Annotated in this window: 19 protein-coding genes and 1 tRNA gene; 12 read left to right on the forward strand and 8 right to left on the reverse strand. The window is 43.4% G+C overall.

Translation table 11 applies throughout. The features are described from left to right. The first annotated feature begins 6 nt into the window (after positions 1–6). Positions 7–1,050 carry an ABC transporter ATP-binding protein gene (locus tag FAZ19_RS15145; protein ID WP_136821588.1) on the forward strand — a complete coding sequence of 348 codons (1,044 nt, stop codon included), beginning with the start codon at positions 7–9 and terminating at the stop codon, positions 1,048–1,050. Here the strand turns inward: FAZ19_RS15145 and FAZ19_RS15150 are convergent. Both FAZ19_RS15150 and FAZ19_RS15155 read right to left on the reverse strand, forming a co-directional pair. Next, a complete protein-coding gene (locus FAZ19_RS15150; RefSeq protein WP_229707563.1) occupies positions 1,040–2,050 on the reverse strand; it encodes an alpha/beta hydrolase in 1,011 nt (336 codons plus the stop codon). The genes FAZ19_RS15145 and FAZ19_RS15150 overlap by 11 nt on opposite strands. 80 nt (positions 2,051–2,130) lie before the next feature. Further along, positions 2,131–3,342 carry an alanine dehydrogenase gene (locus tag FAZ19_RS15155; protein ID WP_136821589.1) on the reverse strand — a complete coding sequence of 404 codons (1,212 nt, stop codon included), beginning with the start codon at positions 3,340–3,342 and terminating at the stop codon, positions 2,131–2,133. A 294-nt stretch (positions 3,343–3,636) separates the two neighbouring features. On the opposite strand from FAZ19_RS15155, the gene FAZ19_RS15160 reads away from it, so the two are divergent. The 6 genes from FAZ19_RS15160 to FAZ19_RS15185 all read left to right on the forward strand — a co-directional run bounded on the left by FAZ19_RS15160 (position 3,637) and on the right by FAZ19_RS15185 (position 8,275). Beyond that, a complete protein-coding gene (locus FAZ19_RS15160) occupies positions 3,637–5,550 on the forward strand; it encodes a polysaccharide biosynthesis protein (protein WP_136821590.1) in 1,914 nt (637 codons plus the stop codon). A 97-nt stretch (positions 5,551–5,647) separates the two neighbouring features. Next, a complete protein-coding gene (locus FAZ19_RS15165) occupies positions 5,648–6,304 on the forward strand; it encodes a tetratricopeptide repeat protein (RefSeq protein WP_136821591.1) in 657 nt (218 codons plus the stop codon). A gap of 63 nt (positions 6,305–6,367) precedes the next feature. Next, positions 6,368–6,856, forward strand: coding sequence for a 6,7-dimethyl-8-ribityllumazine synthase (ribH, locus tag FAZ19_RS15170; protein ID WP_136821592.1), 489 nt, complete (start codon positions 6,368–6,370; stop codon positions 6,854–6,856). A gap of 207 nt (positions 6,857–7,063) precedes the next feature. After that, positions 7,064–7,801: a hypothetical protein gene (locus tag FAZ19_RS15175; protein ID WP_136821593.1), complete on the forward strand. Its 738-nt coding sequence runs from the start codon at positions 7,064–7,066 to the stop codon at positions 7,799–7,801. A 12-nt stretch (positions 7,802–7,813) separates the two neighbouring features. Continuing rightward, positions 7,814–8,140: a bacillithiol system redox-active protein YtxJ gene (gene ytxJ, locus FAZ19_RS15180; RefSeq protein WP_136821594.1), complete on the forward strand. Its 327-nt coding sequence runs from the start codon at positions 7,814–7,816 to the stop codon at positions 8,138–8,140. A 63-nt stretch (positions 8,141–8,203) separates the two neighbouring features. Next, positions 8,204–8,275 (forward strand) — tRNA-Glu (locus FAZ19_RS15185). A gap of 284 nt (positions 8,276–8,559) precedes the next feature. On the opposite strand, the gene FAZ19_RS15190 is transcribed toward FAZ19_RS15185, so the two are convergent. Both FAZ19_RS15190 and FAZ19_RS15195 read right to left on the reverse strand, forming a co-directional pair. Beyond that, entirely contained in the window at positions 8,560–10,989 is a 2,430-nt protein-coding gene (locus tag FAZ19_RS15190; RefSeq protein ID WP_169305665.1) for a TonB-dependent receptor, read from the reverse strand. Between the two features lie 207 nt (positions 10,990–11,196). Beyond that, on the reverse strand, positions 11,197–11,898 hold the full coding sequence (locus tag FAZ19_RS15195) for a carboxypeptidase-like regulatory domain-containing protein (RefSeq protein ID WP_136821596.1): 702 nt from the start codon (positions 11,896–11,898) through the stop codon (positions 11,197–11,199). A gap of 239 nt (positions 11,899–12,137) precedes the next feature. On the opposite strand from FAZ19_RS15195, the gene FAZ19_RS15200 reads away from it, so the two are divergent. From FAZ19_RS15200 to FAZ19_RS15215, 3 genes are all read left to right on the forward strand, one after another. Next, positions 12,138–12,653: a hypothetical protein gene (locus FAZ19_RS15200; protein ID WP_136821597.1), complete on the forward strand. Its 516-nt coding sequence runs from the start codon at positions 12,138–12,140 to the stop codon at positions 12,651–12,653. A 301-nt stretch (positions 12,654–12,954) separates the two neighbouring features. Next, positions 12,955–14,085 (forward strand): hypothetical protein, encoded by a 1,131-nt coding sequence (locus tag FAZ19_RS15210; RefSeq protein WP_136821598.1) that lies wholly within the window; start codon positions 12,955–12,957, stop codon positions 14,083–14,085. A 19-nt stretch (positions 14,086–14,104) separates the two neighbouring features. Next, entirely contained in the window at positions 14,105–14,503 is a 399-nt protein-coding gene (locus FAZ19_RS15215; RefSeq protein ID WP_136821599.1) for a nuclear transport factor 2 family protein, read from the forward strand. 70 nt (positions 14,504–14,573) lie between these two features. Here the strand turns inward: FAZ19_RS15215 and FAZ19_RS15220 are convergent, their stop codons facing one another. The 3 genes from FAZ19_RS15220 to FAZ19_RS15230 all read right to left on the reverse strand — a co-directional run bounded on the left by FAZ19_RS15220 (position 14,574) and on the right by FAZ19_RS15230 (position 17,622). Then, positions 14,574–15,203: a response regulator gene (locus FAZ19_RS15220; RefSeq protein ID WP_136821600.1), complete on the reverse strand. Its 630-nt coding sequence runs from the start codon at positions 15,201–15,203 to the stop codon at positions 14,574–14,576. Positions 15,204–15,279: 76 nt separating this feature from the next. Beyond that, the gene (locus FAZ19_RS15225) at positions 15,280–17,220 is read right to left on the reverse strand and encodes a tetratricopeptide repeat-containing sensor histidine kinase (protein ID WP_136821601.1); all 1,941 of its coding nucleotides are present in this window, start codon (positions 17,218–17,220) and stop codon (positions 15,280–15,282) included. 72 nt (positions 17,221–17,292) lie between these two features. Continuing rightward, on the reverse strand, positions 17,293–17,622 hold the full coding sequence (locus FAZ19_RS15230) for a hypothetical protein (protein ID WP_169305666.1): 330 nt from the start codon (positions 17,620–17,622) through the stop codon (positions 17,293–17,295). Between the two features lie 412 nt (positions 17,623–18,034). Here FAZ19_RS15230 and FAZ19_RS15235 point away from each other — a divergent pair, with 412 nt between their 5' ends. Then, positions 18,035–18,724 (forward strand): LytR/AlgR family response regulator transcription factor, encoded by a 690-nt coding sequence (locus FAZ19_RS15235; protein WP_136821603.1) that lies wholly within the window; start codon positions 18,035–18,037, stop codon positions 18,722–18,724. Between the two features lie 67 nt (positions 18,725–18,791). On the opposite strand, the gene FAZ19_RS15240 is transcribed toward FAZ19_RS15235, so the two are convergent. Then, positions 18,792–19,910 (reverse strand): hypothetical protein, encoded by a 1,119-nt coding sequence (locus FAZ19_RS15240; RefSeq protein WP_136821604.1) that lies wholly within the window; start codon positions 19,908–19,910, stop codon positions 18,792–18,794. A 422-nt stretch (positions 19,911–20,332) separates the two neighbouring features. On the opposite strand from FAZ19_RS15240, the gene FAZ19_RS15245 reads away from it, so the two are divergent. After that, positions 20,333–21,658, forward strand: a complete 1,326-nt coding sequence (locus FAZ19_RS15245; RefSeq protein WP_136821605.1) for an OmpA family protein — start codon at positions 20,333–20,335, stop codon at positions 21,656–21,658. Positions 21,659–21,776: the final 118 nt, after the last annotated feature.

Below are 21,776 nucleotides of genomic sequence, written 5' to 3' on the forward strand. Positions count from 1 at the left end.
TTTTTTATGAACAACAATTCTGCTTCCTGTAAATACATTCCTACCGATATTCAAAAAGAGGGTTTATCTCTCATTTATGGAGAGAATATTTCTTGCATTTTTGAGGGTAAAGAGAATGTTGTAGCAGTAAACCATGTTGATTTTTCGATTGAAGAGAACAAAATTACAGCTATTATTGGCGAGTCGGGATCCGGTAAAAGCACCTTATTAAAATTAATCTATGGGGTTCTTGAACCTAATACCGGCGAGGTAAGGTATAGGGGCTGGCTTGTACCGACACGTAAAGACAAATTGATTCCTGGGCACGACGCCATGAAATTAGTTTCGCAAGGATTTGACGATTTAAATCTTTACGCCAAAGTATGGGATAATATCGCATCCCAGCTTTCCAATACAGATTTGGAGAATAAAAAGAATAAAACCCAAGCCATTCTGGAAAAACTTAGAATCGACCACTTAGCACAACACCGCGTTGTTGATCTAAGTGGGGGGGAAAAGCAACGTGTGGCTATCTCGAGGGCACTAATCAACGAACCGGAGGTCCTTTTAATGGATGAGCCCTTCAATCAAGTAGATGCTGCTTTTCGTGATTCACTACAGCACGACATACGCCACATTGTAGAAGAAACAGGGCTAACTGTAGTCTTAGTATCACACGATCCTGCGGAAGTATTAGGGATGGCCGACGCACTAATCGTCATGCGTAATGGAAAAATAGTTGATCAGGGGATACCTAAAGATTTGTATTACTCACCGAATGACCCGTACACAGCCCTTTTACTAGCTAAAAGCAATATCTTGCCCCCATCACAAGCTCCTATATTTGGTCTAGAAACCGATATAACAGTAGCGGTCCATCAGGAGTGGATCGATATTACAGCAGATCCGTCTGGCAAATTTTGGATAAAAGAGATAAGGTTCCGTGGCTTTTATAGTGAGTATCTGATCGGAAATGACAACATATCGATCAGAGCTTTAGCCAAGCAATCTATTCCGTTATCGAAAGACACCAAAGTAAATGTGAGTCTTAGCAACTACATTACGTTTTAGTTTTATTTAGCCAACCTATCATATCATCAAGCCAAGAGCGTGCATCCGTCCTATTTATCATGCCAAAACCGTGGCCTCCTGTATCATATATAAAAAGTTTACCCTCTACCCCATTTTCTTTAAGTGCTTTCAAATATCTTTTTGAATTTTCTATAGGCACGCCTTTATCGTCTATGGCATGCACTAAATAGGTAGGAGGTGTATTTTTAGTCACATTTAGCTCGTTGGAAAAACGAGTTGAATCTGTCTCAAAGAGATCTGGCCCGATTAAATTATTCTTTGATCCTTTATGAGTGATGCCATCATCCATGGATATAACCGGATACACCAACACAGAAAAATCAGGTCGTAATATAGCTGCAGACAAGCCTTTATTCAAATAATCCGTCTCGAAATGAGTCGATAACGTTGACGCAAGGTGTCCTCCAGCCGAAAACCCTAAAACGCCAACTTTTCCTCGTTTTATACCCAGCATTTTAGTATTACTACGAATGTAAGCAAGTGCCTGTTGAGCGTCTTGAATGGGCCCAACCCGCTTGTCTAACATCTGATCAGCCTTTGGCAATCGATAACGTAAGACAAATGCTGGATAACCCAGATCTGAAAGCGCCTTTGCAACATCATGTCCTTCATGTTTCATTGCAACATGCGAATAACCACCACCTGGAATAATCAAGAAGGAAGTTTTATGCTTCGCTTCCAGCGGTTTATAAAAATACAATTCAGGTGTGTTTTCACCAAGATCTACCCCTTCTTTCGTATTTGGAATACCATCGGGATACATCTCCAGTTTTTCTTGTCCTCTGACAAAGGCAGTAAATGTGATCATTAAAAATAAAACTGTGATTTTCATCTGTGTATAATTTGTTTTAATGGTGATGAAGCTATCAGATTTATTCATCCCCTGTGTGATTGAATAAATCATGATAGTTTCATATGTAAATAATCTGTAATTTAGTATGTATTGAGGATATTTTTTAATTTCAGCTACACCATTCATTGATAGTCTATTTCAAAGGCGTCCATAAACACTTAGCATAGTTCATTCGTACGTGAAGCGCTCGTTGATTATAACAGCTGTTATTGATTTGCGACGATCATTAGGTCCAGATTCTTGAAGGGTAGTTTAAATTTATCCGCCATATCTTTATTCGTTAAACTACCTTGATACAGATATACTGCATTGCGCACACCATGATGTGACCATATTAAACTACCCAGCCCGCCACATTCGGCGATTTGCAATAATATTGGTGTAAAAATATTAGTCAAAGCGTAAGTGGCAGTCCGCGCTACTCTCGACGCAATATTAGGAACACAATAATGGATGACATCGTATTTTCTAAATATAGGATGATCATGGGTAGTTATTTCAGAAGTTTCAAAACAGCCTCCTTGATCAATGCTGACGTCGATCAGCACCGAGTTTGGTTTCATCTTCGACACGGTGTCTTCTGAAATTACACAGGAAGATCGGCCATTTTTTGCGCGAAGTGCACCAATCACCACGTCACTAGCAACGACAGCCTTGTTTAAAATAATAGGTTGCATCACAGATGTGAACACCCGGGATCCCACATTATTTTGCAATCTTCTCAACCGATAAACTGAACTATCAAAGACTTTTACCTGAGCACCTAAAGCAATAGCCGTGCGAGCTGCAAACTCACCAACCGTTCCCGCGCCAATAATGACCATCTCTGTAGGAGGCACCCCTGTCACCCCGCCTAACATCAATCCTTTACCGCCAAACACATTAGAAAGATATTCTGCAGCGATCAAGGTGGAAGTAGCACCTACAATCTCACTCATCGCCCTCACAACCGTGAGATGTCCGCCTTCATCCTGAAGATATTCGTACGACAATGCGGTTACCTGTTTCTTCATTAAAGCATTTAGCACCTGCTGCTGTAGTAAAGAAGGTTGTTGGCTAGAAAACAAGATTTGCTTATTTTTCATCAAAGCCACCTCTTCTAACGTAGGACTAGCTATTTTAATAATAATATCAGCTTTAAAGACAGATTCTTTATCCGATACAATTTCAGCACCTTGCTCACTGTAGTGATGATCCAGAAAATTAGAAGCTTCTCCTGCTTTCGATTCTAAAATAACTTTATGTCCATTTTCTATTAAAAGTGCAACGGATAATGGCGTCAATGCAACTCGCTTTTCTTGAAAAACGATTTCCCTCGGGATACCAATTACTAAACTATTTTTTTTATTTCCAATAGGCATGAACGCTTCTTGGGTTTGCGAAAAAGCTTGCTGGGCTATCTTTGATAGATTACTCATTACTTTACGTGACAATTATTAAACTTAGATAAGTTGCTTTTACAAATTACCGACCTTTCCTCTGCCATAGCATATTTTTTATAGATAAACCGTCCGCGTTATAATTTCATTTTCATCACATAGGCAAATGTGAATTTTAAATGTGGCAATTCCATCTGGCCTATAAATAAAAATTGTTTGCGGATGAAATATAAAAAAAATTAGCTTTAAAAACGACTAATTTAAATTATCTTGCATATAAGTTAGAACGAATCGCTATTTGTTTTACTTTTGTAATTATCTACTTCTTATAAAATGAAATTACTAAAGCTAATCAATCATATTAAAATTGTTCCACGGTGGATTATATTTTCATTAGATTTAATGGTTGCAGCTATTGCCTTTACGATAGCATACACCTTATTTAATAATTTCAACTTTTCCAATCTGTCTGCTAGCGCCTTTGCAACCCAATTTTTGTATGGTATGCTTATCACGAGCATTTCATTTTGGGTTTTCCGATTGCATGCAGGCATTATCAGATATACTAGCGCTGTAGATTCAATTCGTATTTTGTCCACCATTCTTTTTACGGTTATTATTCTATTCACACTAAAGCTGATCGCCTTAGCTTTGCACCTGCCTAATATTCTAGATTCAAAACTAATAATTATTTATGCTTTATTTCTATTTGCCGCGTTAATTACCTATAGAACCTCCATAAAAATTTTCTTTCAATACACAAAGACTTCCAGAAGAATAAAGAAAAATGTACTTGTTTTTGGGGCGGGCGATCTAGGAATAGCTGTTAAACGAACTTTTGACCATGATCTTTCAACAAATAAAATAATCGTTGGATATCTAGATGACAACACATCCAAAATAGGTAAATCTATTGATGGCGTAAAAATTTATGGCACCAATGATCTTTCCAAATTGCTTAAAAAATTGACGGTCGATGAATTAATTTTTGCCACACACGCAGTTAGTCCAGAAAAAAAATCTGAAATCATTGATGTTTGTTTAGAAAACGATGTACACGTATTGACTCTTCCTCCTATCAAGAACATCATGAATGGAGACTTAACCCCCAACCAGATTAAGAAAGTGAAGATTGAAGATTTACTTGAACGATCTACCATCAAAATAAATAACGACTCTATCCTAGAGAAACTCAGGGGGAAAAGAGTATTGGTAACCGGCGCTGCGGGTTCTATCGGAAGCGAAATTGCGAAACAATTGGGCAAATATGAGCCTCAATTAATCATATTGTGCGATCAGGCGGAATCACCATTACATAATCTACAGTTGGATCTACAAGAAAACTTTAAGAATCAAGTCTACCACTCCTTCATCGCAGATGTAAAAAATTTAGACCGCATGCGGGTGCTCTTCGAGACGTTCAAACCACAGTACGTGTATCATGCTGCCGCTTATAAACATGTTCCGATGATGGAAAATCACCCCATAGAAGGGGTACGTACAAATGTTATTGGAACTTACAATTTGGCAAATCTATCCGTCGAGTTTGAGGTACAAAAATTTGTATTTGTATCAACCGATAAGGCTGTCAACCCAACGAACATTATGGGAGCCACCAAAAGGATTGCCGAAATTTATGTGCAGTCCTTGAACAACACCTTACAAAAGAAAGGAAAAGATAATACAAAGTTTATCACCACGCGTTTTGGAAATGTATTAGGATCAAACGGTTCGGTGATACCTCGTTTTAGGGAACAGATTGAAAAAGGCGGCCCCTTAACCGTCACCCACCCTGAGATAACTCGTTATTTTATGACCATACCCGAAGCGTGCCAGTTGGTTATCGAAGCGGGCAGTATGGGAAACGGTGGAGAAATTTTTGTTTTTGACATGGGAAAGTCTGTCAAAATCGTCGATTTAGCCGTGAAGATGATAAAACTATCCGGCTACATCCCCTATCAGGATATCGATATAAAATTCACAGGACTCCGTCCCGGTGAGAAATTGTATGAGGAGTTATTAAATGACCTTGAAAACACACTCCCCACCCATCATCAAAAAATAATGATTGCTAAAGTTAGAGAAAACAACTTTGACGCTATCAATCAGCAACTTTCTATTTTATTTGAGGTAATTAAAACACAAAACAATCTGAATATTGTACGTCAAATGAAAGCGATAGTACCTGAATTTAGAAGCCAAAACTCAATTTATGAGCAATTAGATCGAGAGCAGATCATTCAATAAGTAAAAATCATATTATTAGCATTTTATGCAAATTACACTTGTAAGTGGTTGAGAAAAGTGTAATTTTGCATTCCGTATTATTATTTAAATAAAACTAATGTCAACGAACAACAATACAACAGAGAAAAAAGGTTCATTTTTTCAGGATAACCAAAAAAGCATCACTTTTATTATTGGGGGTATACTGGTACTTATATTATTATATATTGGTTATCAAAAATTATATCTCGCACCAAGAGCTGAAACTGCTGCAGATGCGATGTATAAAGCAGAAGAATATGCCTTAATCGATTCTCTACAGAAGAGAGCTATTGACGGGGACGGGTCGTTCTTAGGGTTCAAAGAAATCGCAGATGAATATTCGAACACCAAATCTGCGAACATAGCGAACGCTTACTTAGGTGGCCTCTATTTGCGTCAAGGTAATTTCCAAGAAGCAATTAAATACCTTCAAAAATATTCTGATACGGGAAGCGAGATATTAGATCCGTTAGTTACAGGTATGGTGGGTGATGCATATTCAGAAAGCCACGATTATAAAAAAGCGGCAGAATTTTACAAAAAAGCAGTCACTAAGGCGACCAACTCTTACACAACACCTCTGTTTTTGAAGAAACTAGGATTAGTACATGAGCAGTTGAATGATTACAAAAGTGCCGAAGAAGCGTATACTCGTATTCGCAATGATTTTCCTGAAAGCCAGGAAGCGTCAACTATTGATGGCTTAATAGGTCGCGTTCAGGCTAAACAATAATTAAAAAAAGTATTATAAATCAAGGCTGCTTTACAATAGGCAGCCTTTTTAATTAGCATACCTATGGCAAGTAGATTAAAAAATTTATCTGATTTTTCGCATATTGATGTAAAGAGTGCTACTGGCTTTCAATTTGGAATCGTGGTAGCCCAATGGAATGCCACGATCACTGGAGCACTGCTAAATGGCGCAATTGACGGCCTGATCAAACACGGAGCCTCCGAAGAATATATTACAGTAGTTGAAGTTCCTGGTAGTTATGAACTAATTACCGGAGCAGATATTATTTTACGTGACAATAAGTTTGACGCTATCATCTGCTTAGGTTGTGTTATCCAAGGCGAAACAAGACATTTCGATTTTATTTGTGATGCTGTGGCCAATGGGATCAGTAATGTTAGTATTAAATACAATAAACCGGTTATATTTGGCGTATTAACTACAGATAACCAACAGCAAGCTATTGATCGTGCAGGCGGTATACATGGAAACAAGGGTGAAGAAGCCGCTGTTACAGCCATCCAAATGGCACATATTCATAAAACTTTCTAGTTGGTATTATTTTTGAACTTGATTAGACATGAAATATTTTCCACTCATTTTGTTAGGATTGCTTATCGTTGGCACAACGATACTCTCTTCATGTGGCTCACACGCCACCTGTGCTGCATACAGCACTTACCCAAAAAAGAAATCAAGGACGCGATAAAAGCGATATCATAGTAGGTCACTCTCCTTCAGGGGAATAAATTCCAGAATATGAATTATCTTAAAATCACGTTGGTACTGTTCGTAGTACTGACTGAACATTCTACAAGCTTAATGGCGCAGGAAAATATCGGTCTGGCATCGGTATGGGAAGGTATTGGAGGTAAATCGACATGGGAATCCACAAAATTTATTCTTTTCACTTCCCATGGCAATGAGGTCACAGAGCGCTTAACTTCCGAAAGAACATTCTTGATCGATAAATCAAATGCTCGTTGCAGATTTGAAGGAAAAACCGCGTCAAACCATCATATAGTTTTGTTGTTCAATTATAAAACCAAACAATTAGACAAGCTATATATAAATGGAGTAAAAGCTAAAGATTCGAAAACGCTTACTTCATCTCATCTACCTCAAATAATTGAACAATTTTTTGAAGATGTAAAATTACTATTTCTACCATCCTCTTTTGACCAAGGTAGTACAATAGCTGGAACTCCTTCTCAAAAGATAATAAATGCAGAAAAGACAACCGTAGTCCCGATTTCAAGTGCTCAACTTTTTGACGGATCAACATTTAATGGAAAAATAACATTAAATATTTCGGGACAAATCACTCGATCGGAGACCAACCAAAACACCTACTCCATAAGTGGATATAAGGACGTAGGTGGAGGACTGCACCTTCCAACCATTTTTAAACACGCTACCAGACCTTCAAAAGATTGCACATTCACTACAGTGGCCGCATTCACAGATATGGAGGAAGGTAAATTCACAACTTTATAATTATCGCTAATCATGAATTGGATTACACTTTCTACATTAGACCAATTGAATACAATTTATACGGAAAATGAAATCGTAGTATTGTTTAAACATAGTACGCGCTGTCCTGTGAGCAGCATGGCAAAAAGAAGCCTAGAATTTGAAAAGGGACTAGTTCCTGCAGGTGCGAAATTCTATTATCTGGACCTGATAGCCTACCGTTCTTTGTCCAATAAAATAGCAGAATTATGGAACGTACAGCACGAATCTCCCCAAATATTGGTTACCAGGGGTAGTGTCTGCTTATATCATGCCTCCCATCAGGATATTGAAATGAGCGAGCTGATTAAATTTCTATAAAAAGTTAAATTATTTTTTGAATATTATTATTTAAATTCTATATTTGCACACCGAAACAATAATGGCCCGTTCGTCTAGGGGTTAGGACGTTAGATTTTCATTCTAGAAACAGGGGTTCGATTCCCCTACGGGCTACTGAAAGCGCAAAAGAGGCATATTCCAGATTCAATTCGGGTATGCCTCTTTCTTTTTTTTCTATAACCTGCTTTAAATAAGCGATATATGAGAATATCAGATTTATCCTTGGGGTTCGACATTCATCCTTTTTAGGTATACACTTTCCACGTAAAGGTCATTATAAAATTTAAAAAAAATGTATCTATAATAAGGATACTATTTTCTAAAAAAAACATTTTCTTAAACGTGCAAGCGTTTATGTGCCTTGAGCGTTCATTTCATGACTGTTACAATGTTGCAATTTATCCTGTTCGTTGCTGTTCGCTCTGTGCACCTCCGCCTTGATAGTTACGATCGTTCTTAGTGCCTTTGGTAAACCTATAACGAAAGGACAAGTTGACGAACCTGGTATCACGCACGGTAGAAAACGTTGCATAAGCACCTGCTAGATAGCCGATATCACCGGCATTTATATCACTGTGCAGGAGGTCACTTATGGCCAAGTTGAAGGAGCAGATGCTGTTCATTTTAAAATTTATGGCAGTATTTGCTCTAACCCGCTCCTTCATGGTAAATTGAGCGAACTTCTGGCTCCCCTGATACTCTCCGTCCACCTGAAAACTCCAACTTTCGGAAAGTTTATAAGTGACCGTTGGTCGGACAAGGAGAAACGTTCCCCTTGTGTCCATATTCTGTCCAAAGATCTCACTTTTGGTATTTATTGAATGGATGGCAGCATGGCAATTCAGGGTCAGTCCCTTTAGCGGAACGTAGGAGAGGTTGAGCGTGGCGCTCATTGTCGTCAATAAGCCCAGATTGTCCTGCTGACTGTAATATACTCCGTCCTGGATCCTTATGGTCTCGCTCATCAGATCGCTTACCTTTCCATAGGCCAGAGTAAGATCCAGCAACGGCTGGAAATTGTAGGCTAGCTCTGCCTGCTGTATGTATGAGGCCTTGAGATAAGGGGTTCCTATATAGTAAGTGTACTTGTCGAATGGTGTTACAAAAGGGTTCAGCCATGCATAATGGGGCCGATCGACTCGTCTTCCATAATTCATGCTTACAGCGTGTTTACTTTCACCGGATGGTCTGTACTGCAGATAAAGGGTCGGAAAAAAATCCATGTTCCGTCTGTTGAAAGAAGAATCGGGTTGAGATCCGTTTCCCAATTGGTGTCCCCCGGAAATCGTTCCTTCAAAACGGAGCCCTGTCTGGTAGTTCCAGTTGCTATACTTTCCGTCCATGCTCACATAGGCTGCATGAATCGATTCCCGAAACCGGAAATGGTTCGTCTTTTCAAGGTCGACGATCAACTTTTCATCAACTATCCTATAGAAGTCCGCATCGTTATCGGTCATGGTCCTACTGCTCTTGAGACCCGTGGATACCCTCAGAGCGTTTCCAACGGGATGGATAAGATCAGCCTTCACAGAATAGATACGGATATCGTTCGGTACCTTGCCGAACTGTGACTCTAGGGCTATGGGTTCGCCACTCGATAGATAGGTGGTATTATCGAAATGCTGTTCATTGTTCCCGTTGTAGACAAGGTAATCGAGGTCTACGGTAAGCTTCTGCTCGGAACCAGGCTTTTTATAGCGGTAATTGAGGTTTGTACCCAAGTTCGAAAAAGTGCGATCTTCCCTATTGTTTGCCCGCAGGATAGAATCCAGAATTTCAGACGATGTCATAAACCAGCTTTCGCCATAGGATTCAAGTACTATGGGGGATGATCGTAGGTTCAGGTTGATGCCAAAGGTGTTGCTTTCGTCCAAAAAATAGTCAGTTCCAAGCCTTCCTCCGATCGATATCCCTTTTCTCCTTATCCAGGTATCTTGGGAAAATATCGGTGACATTACCGCCTGTCCATCACCGAATTTCCTGAGGATATCAAGATCTGTATAAGTATTTGTCGTTGAAAGAGAGGAACTTGCTGCCATAGCCCATCTTTCTCTATTGATGGCTATATCGGCGCTATTGATCGTCCGACTATATTTGCCCTGCTGATAGGCTAGGCTCGCACCTCCGTTTACTCCCCTGGAACGATAACGTTTTGTATGGAGCACGATGATGCCTCCGTTTCCTGCAGCGTCATAATTTGATGGTGGGTTGGTCATCAATTCGATCCGGTCAATTTGTGCTAGGGGGATGCTGCGGAGATATTCCTTTAGCTCCTCCCCCGTCAGGTAGGTTGGTCGATCGTCAACATATACCGATACCCCTGTCTTTCCCGAAAGACGGATGTTACCGCTCCGGTCGAGCTGTACTCCCGGAGACTTTTCGAGTGCTTCAAATGCGGTTCCACCGATACCAGTAAGCATAACATCTGGGGTGACTACTGTTCTGTCGGACCGTTTCTCGATATAGGGACGTTCTGCGGTCACGGAAACCTCATCTAAATTGCTCGATTTCGGAACCATTAGTACATGCAGTTCGACAGTTGAGTTGGCTCCTATCCCAATTGAGTCTTTGGACCAGGTTTCAAAACCGATCAGGGACACCCGAATCCGATAGAACCGATCAATGGCCAGGTCCTTAAATATAAACAGCCCAGAAGAATCTGAACTGACCGATACGACGTGGCTCTTATCATCCTGCCAGTGTATATTTATAGTAGCCGCTTGCAGTGGTTTGCCCTGAATATCAGTTATCCTCCCACAGACCTGCTGTCCTAGGCACATTACGCACCGGAGGAACAGTAAAAAAAATAATATATATGCTCTTTTCACGAAATATTGATTTGTTAACATCAATCCTAAATGTAAGAAGATTATCACGTTTGTTGACAGGGTGTTCGACGAACGTCAGTTATTACCGATAAATCCATCCTCGGAACAATGAATGATCCAATGGGCCGATCTCTTTTTCACCGATCAGCCTGGAGGGAAGTCCCATTGTGACCGCTGGGGTTATGACAATGCTAATTTTTTTCAAGATCACCGATTAAATTCCAGCTTAAAACAATTATCACACTGCGCATCGATCTGTGGCTCGAAGTCTAAGATCAGTTCTTTCACAAACACATCCTCGCTGTTCCACCTCCTTAGTTTAAGGGATTCCTCGCCATACCGTGCGCTCATTTTATAACGTCCGATCGGGACATCCAAAACCTGGATTCCGTCGGTAGCATATCGTATTAACGTCTGTCCCGGGGAACCATCGATGAGATTACCTTCAGGGATGAGCGTGAACTGTATATCTTCTGTGTCCAGATAGACTCCCGGAAAGTGATCGACCGTTATTGTCCCGCCATAGTGCCCAGTTAAAGGCTGAGCCTTCTGCCCGGTAAGCTTCCATGTGAAATTACGGATAGCACCCTCTGAACCGAAACCCGTTGGATCATCCGGATGGAGGTAGCATTGATAGGTCTTTCCATTGAAAGGTATTCGATGGATTGCAAAAGCATACCAAGCCCCGGTTTTTGGCAGAGCCAAACTGTAGGTTCCGTTGGAACCGGTTTTAGTGGATATGTTGCTGTTAAAGAATACGCTGTTGTCCACGACTATCTGCACCTGTTGAATCGGTATTCCTGACTGATCCTTGACGGTTCCGCTTACTTTTCCGATGTCTTCTGGAGTTGTGTCCTTTTTGCTGCACCCTAGCGCCAAAGCCCAAAATAAAAGATAAAAAATTCTCATGTAGCAAAAATAAGGTTACTGATAACTGCTCTTTAGGGTAGTATTTCCCAAAGAGGCATCTCAGTACTATTACCTACCGGTCAGACAGCAGGAAAAGGATCGGCTTCAGGAGGTACGTAATTTGTAGGTTGGGTAGTAATACGTATTTCGAGGACATCGAATCGGGATACCTTTGCCAAGCTCAATACGGTACTCTGTAAATGGCAACGGGAAATTGTAAATGATAAATAATTTTATATATGAATACTTTAAAAACAATAGGGCCGGTAGCCCTCATACTGCTGATGGGCAGTAACAGTTCTTTTGCACAGTCTTTCAAGCGCGAGGACAAATTTTTAAATGCCGGTATCGGCATTGGTGGCGGTCTGGGCATTCCTTTTGGGGTAAGTTATGAACAGGCTGTTTCTGACCGTATCAGCGTGGGCGGGTATCTTGCCTACTCCAGAAAAAAAGAACGTTGGAATGAATACGGTGAATGGAAATATAGCTATATCCTGGCAGCGGCAAGGGGATCCTACCACCTCAAGGTAAATTCAGATAGGTTCGATCCGTATGGAGGCGCCATGCTCGGTTACAACGTGGCGTCCGTTAAGTGGTCAGGGGAAGGATCTGAGCCTGTTTCGGCATCAGCAGGGGGATTGATGTGGGGCTTACATATCGGAACCAGATACTGGGCTTCGGAAAAGGTAGGCGCATTTGCAGAGATCGGCTATGGCGCCACGGTATTGAATGTGGGCGTTGCCTTTAGGCTCTAAACATTCTGGTCGGGAACAAGACTTTTTAAAGCCGGTAGACCTGAACAAAATATTGAACTTATGAAGTCAAAAACATTTGACACGGGACTAACACAACTGCACTACAAACGAAAGAGATAGTTTGAAACGACAAAATCCGAAAGAAAGCCCGAACCGCTAACAGCGTATATAACTTATGGCGGGGAAGTGATAAATTCAAGATTTGCGCTTTTAAGTAAGCTTGTTGCAAGCCGACAGGAAAGAGCTTCGAAAGTCGCCATAAGTCATAAGAATCGCAGGGTAGAGTTTATTAAGAGATGATATGTTACAGAAGACGATAGTTATTTTTTCAGCGATCATACTGATCGGATGTGGCAGGAAGGAACCTGTGCCACAACAGGAAGAAGGGTTAAAGGTCGATGTGTTAGGGTTTGCGAGTACTAGAACAACCTCCAACGGTATCCCTACCATCTGGACGGCAGACGGCGGGAGCAATACTACTTTTATCCCTCTGAACCACGATAAGATCGCGCTAAGCGGCGCCCATGAACTCCAGACGGGCGGCGGCCGCAATATGGTCTATTTTGGCACGGAGCTCATAACGGGAACGGCACGGATCGTTCTGTTTACCTATGAGGGTAAAAAAGTGCTCTCCGAGGAGGTGGGCCTTACGCTCATGACGGACCGGCAGGAACACCTCTATGCCCATCATACGGATGGTCAGGGGAACCTGTATCTTCACTCCATCTGCCAGACAACGGGATATCGAAGCATCAGTTACGTATATAAGATTGATAATCTGTTGGGTATTGAAAAACTGGATATGCCCGTGGATACCCCTTTTGCACTCTTTAGCACCCCCAATGGTCTGATATCGGTAAAGGCTACCTATTTGCCCAGTTCCATAGAGGTGAGTCTTGGTCACCAGTTTCGGGGGATCGAGAAGATAAGGGTCGATCTGACCGGATATTCCGAACAGTATGTACATTCGGCATATCGCAACCACATGGGCAGGTTAGTGTTGGTAGTCAGTGTGATTTGGAAGGAAGATAAAAAGCCAGCGTATTTGCTGGTCAGCATTGATCCCGAGACCGGGAAAGTAATCCGACATGCGCTGATGCTTCCCAAAGAAAACTACCAGTTCGGAAGGGGCATAATGGAAGGCAATGTGCTTTTCGTTCCTGGCTGGGAAAGAAGCACTAACCGTACCTTTTATCTCCGGATCGATACACAGACTGATTTGCCCGAGCTGTCGGTGACCAGAACAGAACTTGAGACTGACCCACAGTTGCGCATCACCCAGGCCCTGTTCCTGCAACGACTGAATGGAGATATCTATGTCGGCGGGGTACAGTTCGGGAGAGGCTGCTATTGGAAGGATCGCAAGTTGATAAGGCTACAAAGCGAACCAAGTATCATCCGATCCTATCCGATACAGTTCCTCGCTCATTGAAACTAAACTAAAATATATTATGGAAGAAAAAAATATCGAAATCGTAAAGGAACTGTATAGATCCTTTAAAGAGGGGAATGACCACAATATTGCCCAGCTGCTGTCCCACGATGTACGCTGGAACCAGATGGTTGGTTTTCCGGGGGGAGGCAGATATGTCGGAATCACTGATGTATTCCAGCGTGTTTTCGCGGGACTGCATTCTCAATGGGCCGATTGGCAGTCCGACACCGTCGCCTTTGTCGCTTGCGACAATACGGTTTTTGTAAAAGGATACTATTCAGGGATCCATAAGATATCCCAAAAGACATTCAAAGTACCGTTCATCGGCGAATATAAAATAGAAGGAGGAATGATAACCGAATTCAATCAGTTTACCGATACCTACCTTATCGTACAGGCTACCGTCGAGGACTAAAGTAGATACAGGCAATATATGCTATCGCCAATATAAGAGTAAATTGAAGGAGTGAAGTAAGCTAACGAACTTAGATGAGCCCACGCATTATGGCCTCTTTTACCAAACCAGCTGGATTCTTGATATTCAGTTTCTGGTTGAGGCTGTGCCGGTGTGATTCCACTGTGCGCACACTAAGAAACAATTTATCTGCGATTTCCTGATTGGAGTATTCGTTGGCAATCAATGACAACACTTCATTTTCCCGCTTGGTCAACTTCACCTCGACAGAGGTACGCTTGCCCAAAATGGTTTGCTGTAGAATAGCTTGTTCGACTTGACGGTCTAGGAACTGGTCACCTTTATACACCGCGTTGATGGCATTGAGTAAATTTTGTTTATCGGTTCCTTTTAGCAAATATCCCTTCGCCCCATTGCGTATCATTTTTTTTACGTACACCAGCTCATCGTGATTGGTGAGCGCGACTATTGGCAATCCTGGATACTTTTTCAAGATTGCGGAACACAATTCAATACCATTGCTATCTGGTAATTCGATATCCAATATTAGAACATCCGGCAGTTCGACTTCCAGCGCCGCTGTCAACTGTTCACCATTATTGGCTGTGAACAGTATTTGGTAGTCCGATATACCGCTTAACATATGCGTCAAACCGTTAATAATGAGTGAATGGTCGTCTACAATTCCAATCGTAATCATGATAGTATTTTTCTAAGTTTTTGCAAATAAAGAGAAAACACGCATATATGTTATCCGTATCATCACGTATATCGCATTATACGAAAAAGTGCGCAAAGCGGTCAGTGTCGAGCTGTTGTTTTATACGTGTCGTGTCAATTTCAATATAAATGGATGTCCCTTCTTCTGGAGTGGAATGGATTTCATGGTTAGCCCTCAGCAGCGACATCCGTGAAGATAGGTTTTGTAAGCCGATACCGGTTTGTTTCAATTGCTGGAGGTCAAATCCCTTTCCATTATCTTCTATGGTAATGGATAGGTTGGTTCCGTTCCCCACTAGCTGTACCATACATTCAGTGGCGTCTGCATGATTTATGGTATTCGTCACCGCTTCCTGAATCACCCGATATAGCATAAGTTCTGATTTTTTTTCCAGTGCCGGCAATTCACCCAACACATAGCATTCCAGCTGTAGTCCTGGGTAATTTACACGTCGGCAAAACTCTTGGACCGCGTGGGAGAGGCCATCGTTAAGTATGGTCTCCGGAGCGAGGTTATGTGAGATGTTTCGGATTTCCTGGACAGCGGTTTCAATCAGTTCGCCAATCAGTGTATTGAGGGCTGTACGGTTGTCGTCGGCGGCGTGTATATGCAGTTTAGCTGCCGACAGAATACTAGCCACCCCGTCATGTAATTCCCGTGCGGTACGCGCCCGTTCGGTTTCTTCACCTTTTAGCTGGGCTTCAAGTAAACGGTTTGCCTGTTCGGACGCTGCTGTTTTTCGTTTCTGCTGACTGATCATTCGGCCGGATACTAGGAGGATGGCCAAGGTGATAACCAAAGCCGCAGCAACTATAATCCACTTGGTCATCCGCTCCAGTTTGCTACGCTGTTCACTTATTTTCAGATCACGCTCTGCCAATGCTTTTTCTTTTTCAGAAGTCTGGTATTTCACCTCAAGTTCCTGTATGGTGCTGTGGGCTTCCTGATTGCGTAGCGAGTCATTGATTTGCTCATATTCTTTCCGTAATCGCAGAGCCTCTTTGTAAGACCCCATTCGTTCCTTGATCTCCGCCCCCGAAAGGTATAGCTCGATGAGCTGCGGCTTGGCGAGTTCATTTTCGGCCAAACGAAAGGCTCGTTGATAATACTTATTCGCAGCGTCGTAGTCCCCTTGATCTTTATACGTTGAGGAAAAACCCATCATGACGTAGACTTCATTGCCAGGTGGGACCCGGTGGAGGAGTTGCTCCGCCTTTTTGAAAGCTTTCTGCGCAAGGTTGAACCGCCGTTGCATGCGGTATATGTCTCCAAGGTTGTTGTAAGCTTTCAATTCCATTTGAACATCGTTCTGCGATTGGCTGAAGTCCAGTAACTGTAATCCGTGCTGCTCTGCTTCATCCAATCGCTTTGCCATAGCTTCGGCCACGACCACGTTGACCAAGCTTCTGCCCATGGCAAGAGTATCCTTTAGTGTTTCGGCAACTTCATAAGCTTTCAGGGCATATTGTCGTCCCTTTTCGATATCGTTCATATCGAGCAATAAAGAACTCAGGTTGTTGTAGTACTTCCGACGATCCGAAAGATCCTGTTGTGTCGGACGAACCGTTTGCGACGAGATGTCCAGCGCTTTCATCAGGGCTTCCGCAGCTCGCTGCAATTTCCCTTGTGCTTGGTACTGCAATGACAAATTGTTATAGGCATATCCCATGCGTTGCCGGTCGCCCAACCGAGTACTGACCTCCAGTTGCACACGCGCCATGGTGACGGCTTCCTCAAAACGGACCTGATCATACAGGAATACACAATAATGTCCCGCATACATAAGCATTCCCCGATCGAAATTGAGCCGATCAGCTAATTCCCCAGCTCGTTTGAAGTTGTATTCAGCGGCGTCCACGAATCCTTGGCGGTGTTTTTCTCGCGCGGTATCGATAAGCCGATAAACATCTGTGGTATCACGTTGGAGAGCTTGACCGGTAAAATATGTAAGCAACAATAACGTAAAACCGAGGAAGCGAAGTGGTTTTATGGTCATTTTTCGTGTCTATGGTATTATAGATAAATATACACATAAAGACGAAAAGAACAATTGAAATGTTACACTGCATTAAGTTTTTCCCTTGACTTTCAGTATTGTGCGTACTGTGTGGATGCCTTTCGCTGATGAATGCCGACTGATAAATATAATTTGTGTTGACGATACCGATTCCAGATGCGAGTGTACCGGCCGGCTACCATCATATTTTTCCATCACTAGGACCCGCGTGCTTGGATCATAAGACCACGTTCCCGTCTCTTCCTGCCGTTCTTCATCTATGTCACAACTTTTCGATCCCCGGTCAGTCACGATAGTGCCATCCTCAAGGTACCTGTCGGCGTCGTCACCTTCGCAGTCCGGCACCAATGCGCGGAGATCCGAGTCGGGCTTTCCATCCATGTCCAGGTCTAAGGCCGGTTCGATGGTTGCAGAAGAGACCGCCCAGTAGTGGTTTCCGAACGGAGAATTAGGGATTTCCCTGATTGGGCTTTCATGCCAAACTGCGGCAATAACCAGATTACTGCCCAGCGCGGCGAATACAAGGTATAGTGTAGATTTCTTCATGTCATTGGTACATTTAAATTTTCAGCGTAAAGGTAGGTAGTGGAGGTGTGCTGGCTACCGAGTCGACTACGGAAGAGATAAATACCGTAGTAGTACTTAGAATAGTCGAATACCCGAAGCTATTTACGTAGTACTACGTAAAAATGTTTCCCCGCAATAATTCGATGAATTTGGGCAGGCTGTTCGGTTACTTTTGTATTATGCCCATCATCACGTAGAGATAGGCCGAAAAACTTGATAAAATCCAATGAATACCATTTTAATTGCCGACCGTGAATCGGCACACCGCCAGCAGATCAGGCGGCATATTGATAGCCATTCTGAATTTCGCGTGATTGGCGAATGTGGAAGCTGCCGTGAGACTGTCCAATATGTCAACGCGCTGGAACCCGATGTACTTTTTCTAGATGTCCAATTGGCGGGGGGGCGCACATTTGAGCTTTTCCAACAGGCCGATCATCTACCAAAGGTTATTTATACCGCTCAGAACGAATCGTATGCCTTGCAAGCATTTAATCACCAGGCGCTAGATTACCTGTTAAAACCCTTTGCGGCGGAAAGGCTCGATGCCGCTCTGCAAAAAGTGGTTGACCGAACTGTCACTCCGCCATTCCACGGGACGCATCTTTTCGTGGAAGATGGTGAACGGATGCGACGTATCGCCCTGCACGATATCCGATACCTGAAAGCTGCTGGTGACTATACCGTGGTTTACTCAGACAAAGGTGAGTTTGTAAGTTCATCCGGTATCGGATCTATAGAACGAAAACTCGATCCATCCCGGTTTATGCGTGTGCATCGATCGTTTATCGTCAATCTGGAGCACATCGATGCCTGTCATCGAGATATCGGCAGGCTTTACCTTATTATGGAAAATGGACAGGAAATCCGGGTAGGAAAACATTATCTGCATCAGATCAAATCTTTAATTCTGTAGCTATTGGATATTTCTATATGAACGGCGCGCGTTGGTGCTGGTGGTTCGTGAAGTACTATTATATACGTCAGCTTTGTTTCATTTTGAAATGAAACTCCACGGTTGTCGGTTCCGGAACCTCGCAGTTTTGTACATTAGCCGGAAAGATTTGGCCCGAAAACGAACCCTCTACGTATTCACCGACAGTGGTTAGCGTTGCCGTTCCATTATAGATATAACCGTTTTCACAGGTGCGATAAAAATTATTCAAAAAGCGTCTGTCTTCACCGATACTTTCTACAAAGTACAGCACGGCCTCTCCTCCGTCAGTGCCGCCAGGGTAAGTGCCGGGGCCGGTACCAAAGCACTGGAGGGTCAGGCTTATCGGAGACTCATCTCCACCTAACCGTATATATGTATTACCATGAACAAGTTTAGCATCGTTTCCAGTTTGGGATAGATCCTGCTCTACGCCATTCAGTATGAGCTGAACGAAATTTTTGGGTGCGAGCCGGATGGTAGTCAATAAAATAAGCTTCCCGAGCTTACGCCGACCGCCGGGAGCGCTAGGGTCGCTGATGTAACCGTTCTTGCTCTCCACTTCGACCTGTATTTCTACATCCGTAGCGCTCTCGATGGTTGTCGGGGCTGTGTAAACCGCATCACCGAGCACTAGTTTGGTGTTGATTTTCGGCGATAGTGATCCAGGGCCGGAGATAATCTTCCACCCGCTCACTGTCAAATCCTTAGAAAAGCCGATATCGTCCATTGCCGCTAACGGAACACTATCGATGTGGTTTGCCGGCATGAGTTCGCCAAGTATCTGCTCCAGCAACTTCAGGTTGACCGTTTCACCTGCACCTACCGATTCTTTATCTTTCCGTAGCGACAAGAGGTCAAACCACACCCAATCGCTGAAATGTCTCGTTTCAACCGTTAGTAGACGTTGAGAAGCATCCAGTTCCGTAGAGCTACCGCACCATACCCCGTCGTTCCGCTGGAAGGCCACCATGCGTGTTGCAGAATTGCCCTCCGCGTCGGGATCATACAAAAACGAGATTTCAACGGGTTTCTTGAAGTAGGTGCCCTCCGGCGTCAACCGGAATGATGGGTTGTCCGATGTCTCGTCGAATGTATTGCCGATGGGTTGGATGCCGAACGTCGTAAGTTCGTCCACGGCACCGGGCGGGATTTCCAGTCGCACCATATCCCCATACAAAAGGGCGCCGCCATTGGGCCCGATCTCTGCCGAAACGGCATCGCCCATAGGCTGTCCCTTGGGTTTAACTACCGGTTCGCCGAAAACGGGGTGAGGTTCTTCAGGTGGTAGCGCATCCTTATTGCAGGAGACCGCCAGCAAGAGCGGAAACATGAATACAAATCGATATACTGTTAGCATGATGGAACTCATAGTTTTTTTATGCAAGTATCGGCGATTACCCACAGTGACTTTCATCAATTTCGCCAAATAATCGATAGCGGCGATAAAGTGCCAGAAACAGACGATAAGCGGAATCTCAACTTTCGTCGAAGCTACGGTCTGTTCATGCTGATAATGTGCCGCTTATCGAAACGAAAGGCGCTACCCCGTTCGATCTGCTAATTTTGTAACGTTAATTTCAATATTATATGAAACATATATCGATAAGGGGTTTAATGTTCATGGTATCTTTTGCAGCATTTTTCGGTACTGAGCCACTAGCTGCGCAGTCCATTCTCAAGAGGATCAAGGGGCGCGTAGAGCAGACCGCTACCCAGAAAGTACTGAATGAAACCGACAAGGCCGTCTCCAAAAGCATCGACAAAGCTATCGAATCCGCGACGGCGGAAGGGAATGCTTCGCCAGCTAAAACAGACCAACAGCATACCACATCGGGAAATGACAACAACGGACATCAAAACACATCCATCCAGGCGTTCAGCAAGTATGATTTTATTCCCGGCGACTCGGTGTTGTATGCCAACGATTTTTCCGGTGAGGCCATCGGTGAGCTGCCTAGCGGATGGAATAGCAATGGCAGCTCCGTAATCGTTAGCCTAGGCGATGTCCCGGGCCAATGGTTGCGCATGGCACAGCGCACGGTCGTTCTAACGGATAATGAAAAGCCATTTGGGCCTGATTTCACCGTCGAGTTCGATATGTTGGTACAAATTGATTTCAAAGGCTGGCTTCCGCCATCATTTCAATTTGGTCTGCTGGCATCTGGTACTGAATCCACAACCTCCAACAAGTTGTTGTCCGACCCCAAAGGCGAAAAATCATTTTATGTAGCCGTTTCTCCCCTTACGGATGCCGGAAACCTCGCGCTTGAGAGCTACGAAAAGTATACCCGTTACTTCAACAGTCCGCCCACTAAGAATAAATTGGTACGCCAATGGTACGGGCGTGTATCACACGTCGCCATACAAGGGCAAAAAGAACGTCTGCGCATCTGGGTGGATGGCGAGAAATTATACGATGTACCGAAAGGCATCCCCAAAGCGGGCGTATTCAACCAACTGTTTTTCAGGTTGGATAGCAGCCCTTACACAGACGAACAGATTGGTGTATATTTCAGCAACATCAAGATTGCCAAGGGACTGCCCGACACCCGGCATAAGTTGGTGGAAGAAGGCAAGTTCAGCACGACAGGTATTTTGTTTGATACGGGATCGGCGACGATCAAATCAGAATCCGCCGGTGTGCTGAAAGCCATTGCCGCGGTACTGGCGCAGCATCCGGATATCCGTGTCCGTATTGTCGGTCATACCGATGCCGTAGGTAATGATAACGTCAACATCGACCTCAGCGGACGCAGAGCAGTGGCGGTGAGCGAGGTGCTGCAAGCCGAATACCAGATTGATGACGGCCGGCTGGAAACCGATGGAAAGGGCGAGACAGATCCGGTAGCCGACAACCAAACAGCGGTGGGCAGGGCGCAAAACAGACGGGTAGAATTTATCAAAATACAATAGCAATTCAACAATGAAAAAATGGATATTTTATACGGTAGCCCTTTGGCTCACCGTCGGTTGCAGTAAGGGGGAAGGGCCGGCAGTACCCGATCCGCTGGAAGAAGGAAACGATTGGGAT

The organism is Sphingobacterium alkalisoli, assembly GCF_005049105.1.
GTDB lineage: Bacteria > Bacteroidota > Bacteroidia > Sphingobacteriales > Sphingobacteriaceae > Sphingobacterium > Sphingobacterium alkalisoli.

Coding starts and splice junctions, on each gene's coding strand:
- ribH (WP_136821592.1), top strand. CDS start 6,368: ATGGCAAGTAGATTAAAAAATTTATCTGATTTTTCGCATATTGATGTA.
- FAZ19_RS15200 (WP_136821597.1), top strand. CDS start 12,138: ATGAATACTTTAAAAACAATAGGGCCGGTAGCCCTCATACTGCTGATG.
- FAZ19_RS15160 (WP_136821590.1), top strand. CDS start 3,637: ATGAAATTACTAAAGCTAATCAATCATATTAAAATTGTTCCACGGTGG.
- FAZ19_RS15220 (WP_136821600.1), bottom strand. CDS start 15,203: ATGATTACGATTGGAATTGTAGACGACCATTCACTCATTATTAACGGT.
- ytxJ (WP_136821594.1), top strand. CDS start 7,814: ATGAATTGGATTACACTTTCTACATTAGACCAATTGAATACAATTTAT.
- FAZ19_RS15225 (WP_136821601.1), bottom strand. CDS start 17,220: ATGACCATAAAACCACTTCGCTTCCTCGGTTTTACGTTATTGTTGCTT.
- FAZ19_RS15230 (WP_169305666.1), bottom strand. CDS start 17,622: ATGGATGGAAAGCCCGACTCGGATCTCCGCGCATTGGTGCCGGACTGC.
- FAZ19_RS15175 (WP_136821593.1), top strand. CDS start 7,064: ATGAATTATCTTAAAATCACGTTGGTACTGTTCGTAGTACTGACTGAA.
- FAZ19_RS15245 (WP_136821605.1), top strand. CDS start 20,333: ATGAAACATATATCGATAAGGGGTTTAATGTTCATGGTATCTTTTGCA.
- FAZ19_RS15155 (WP_136821589.1), bottom strand. CDS start 3,342: ATGAGTAATCTATCAAAGATAGCCCAGCAAGCTTTTTCGCAAACCCAA.
- FAZ19_RS15235 (WP_136821603.1), top strand. CDS start 18,035: ATGAATACCATTTTAATTGCCGACCGTGAATCGGCACACCGCCAGCAG.
- FAZ19_RS15215 (WP_136821599.1), top strand. CDS start 14,105: ATGGAAGAAAAAAATATCGAAATCGTAAAGGAACTGTATAGATCCTTT.
- FAZ19_RS15150 (WP_229707563.1), bottom strand. CDS start 2,050: ATGAATGGTGTAGCTGAAATTAAAAAATATCCTCAATACATACTAAAT.
- FAZ19_RS15240 (WP_136821604.1), bottom strand. CDS start 19,910: ATGGTGCGACTGGAAATCCCGCCCGGTGCCGTGGACGAACTTACGACG.
- FAZ19_RS15145 (WP_136821588.1), top strand. CDS start 7: ATGAACAACAATTCTGCTTCCTGTAAATACATTCCTACCGATATTCAA.
- FAZ19_RS15165 (WP_136821591.1), top strand. CDS start 5,648: ATGTCAACGAACAACAATACAACAGAGAAAAAAGGTTCATTTTTTCAG.
- FAZ19_RS15210 (WP_136821598.1), top strand. CDS start 12,955: ATGTTACAGAAGACGATAGTTATTTTTTCAGCGATCATACTGATCGGA.
- FAZ19_RS15195 (WP_136821596.1), bottom strand. CDS start 11,898: ATGAGAATTTTTTATCTTTTATTTTGGGCTTTGGCGCTAGGGTGCAGC.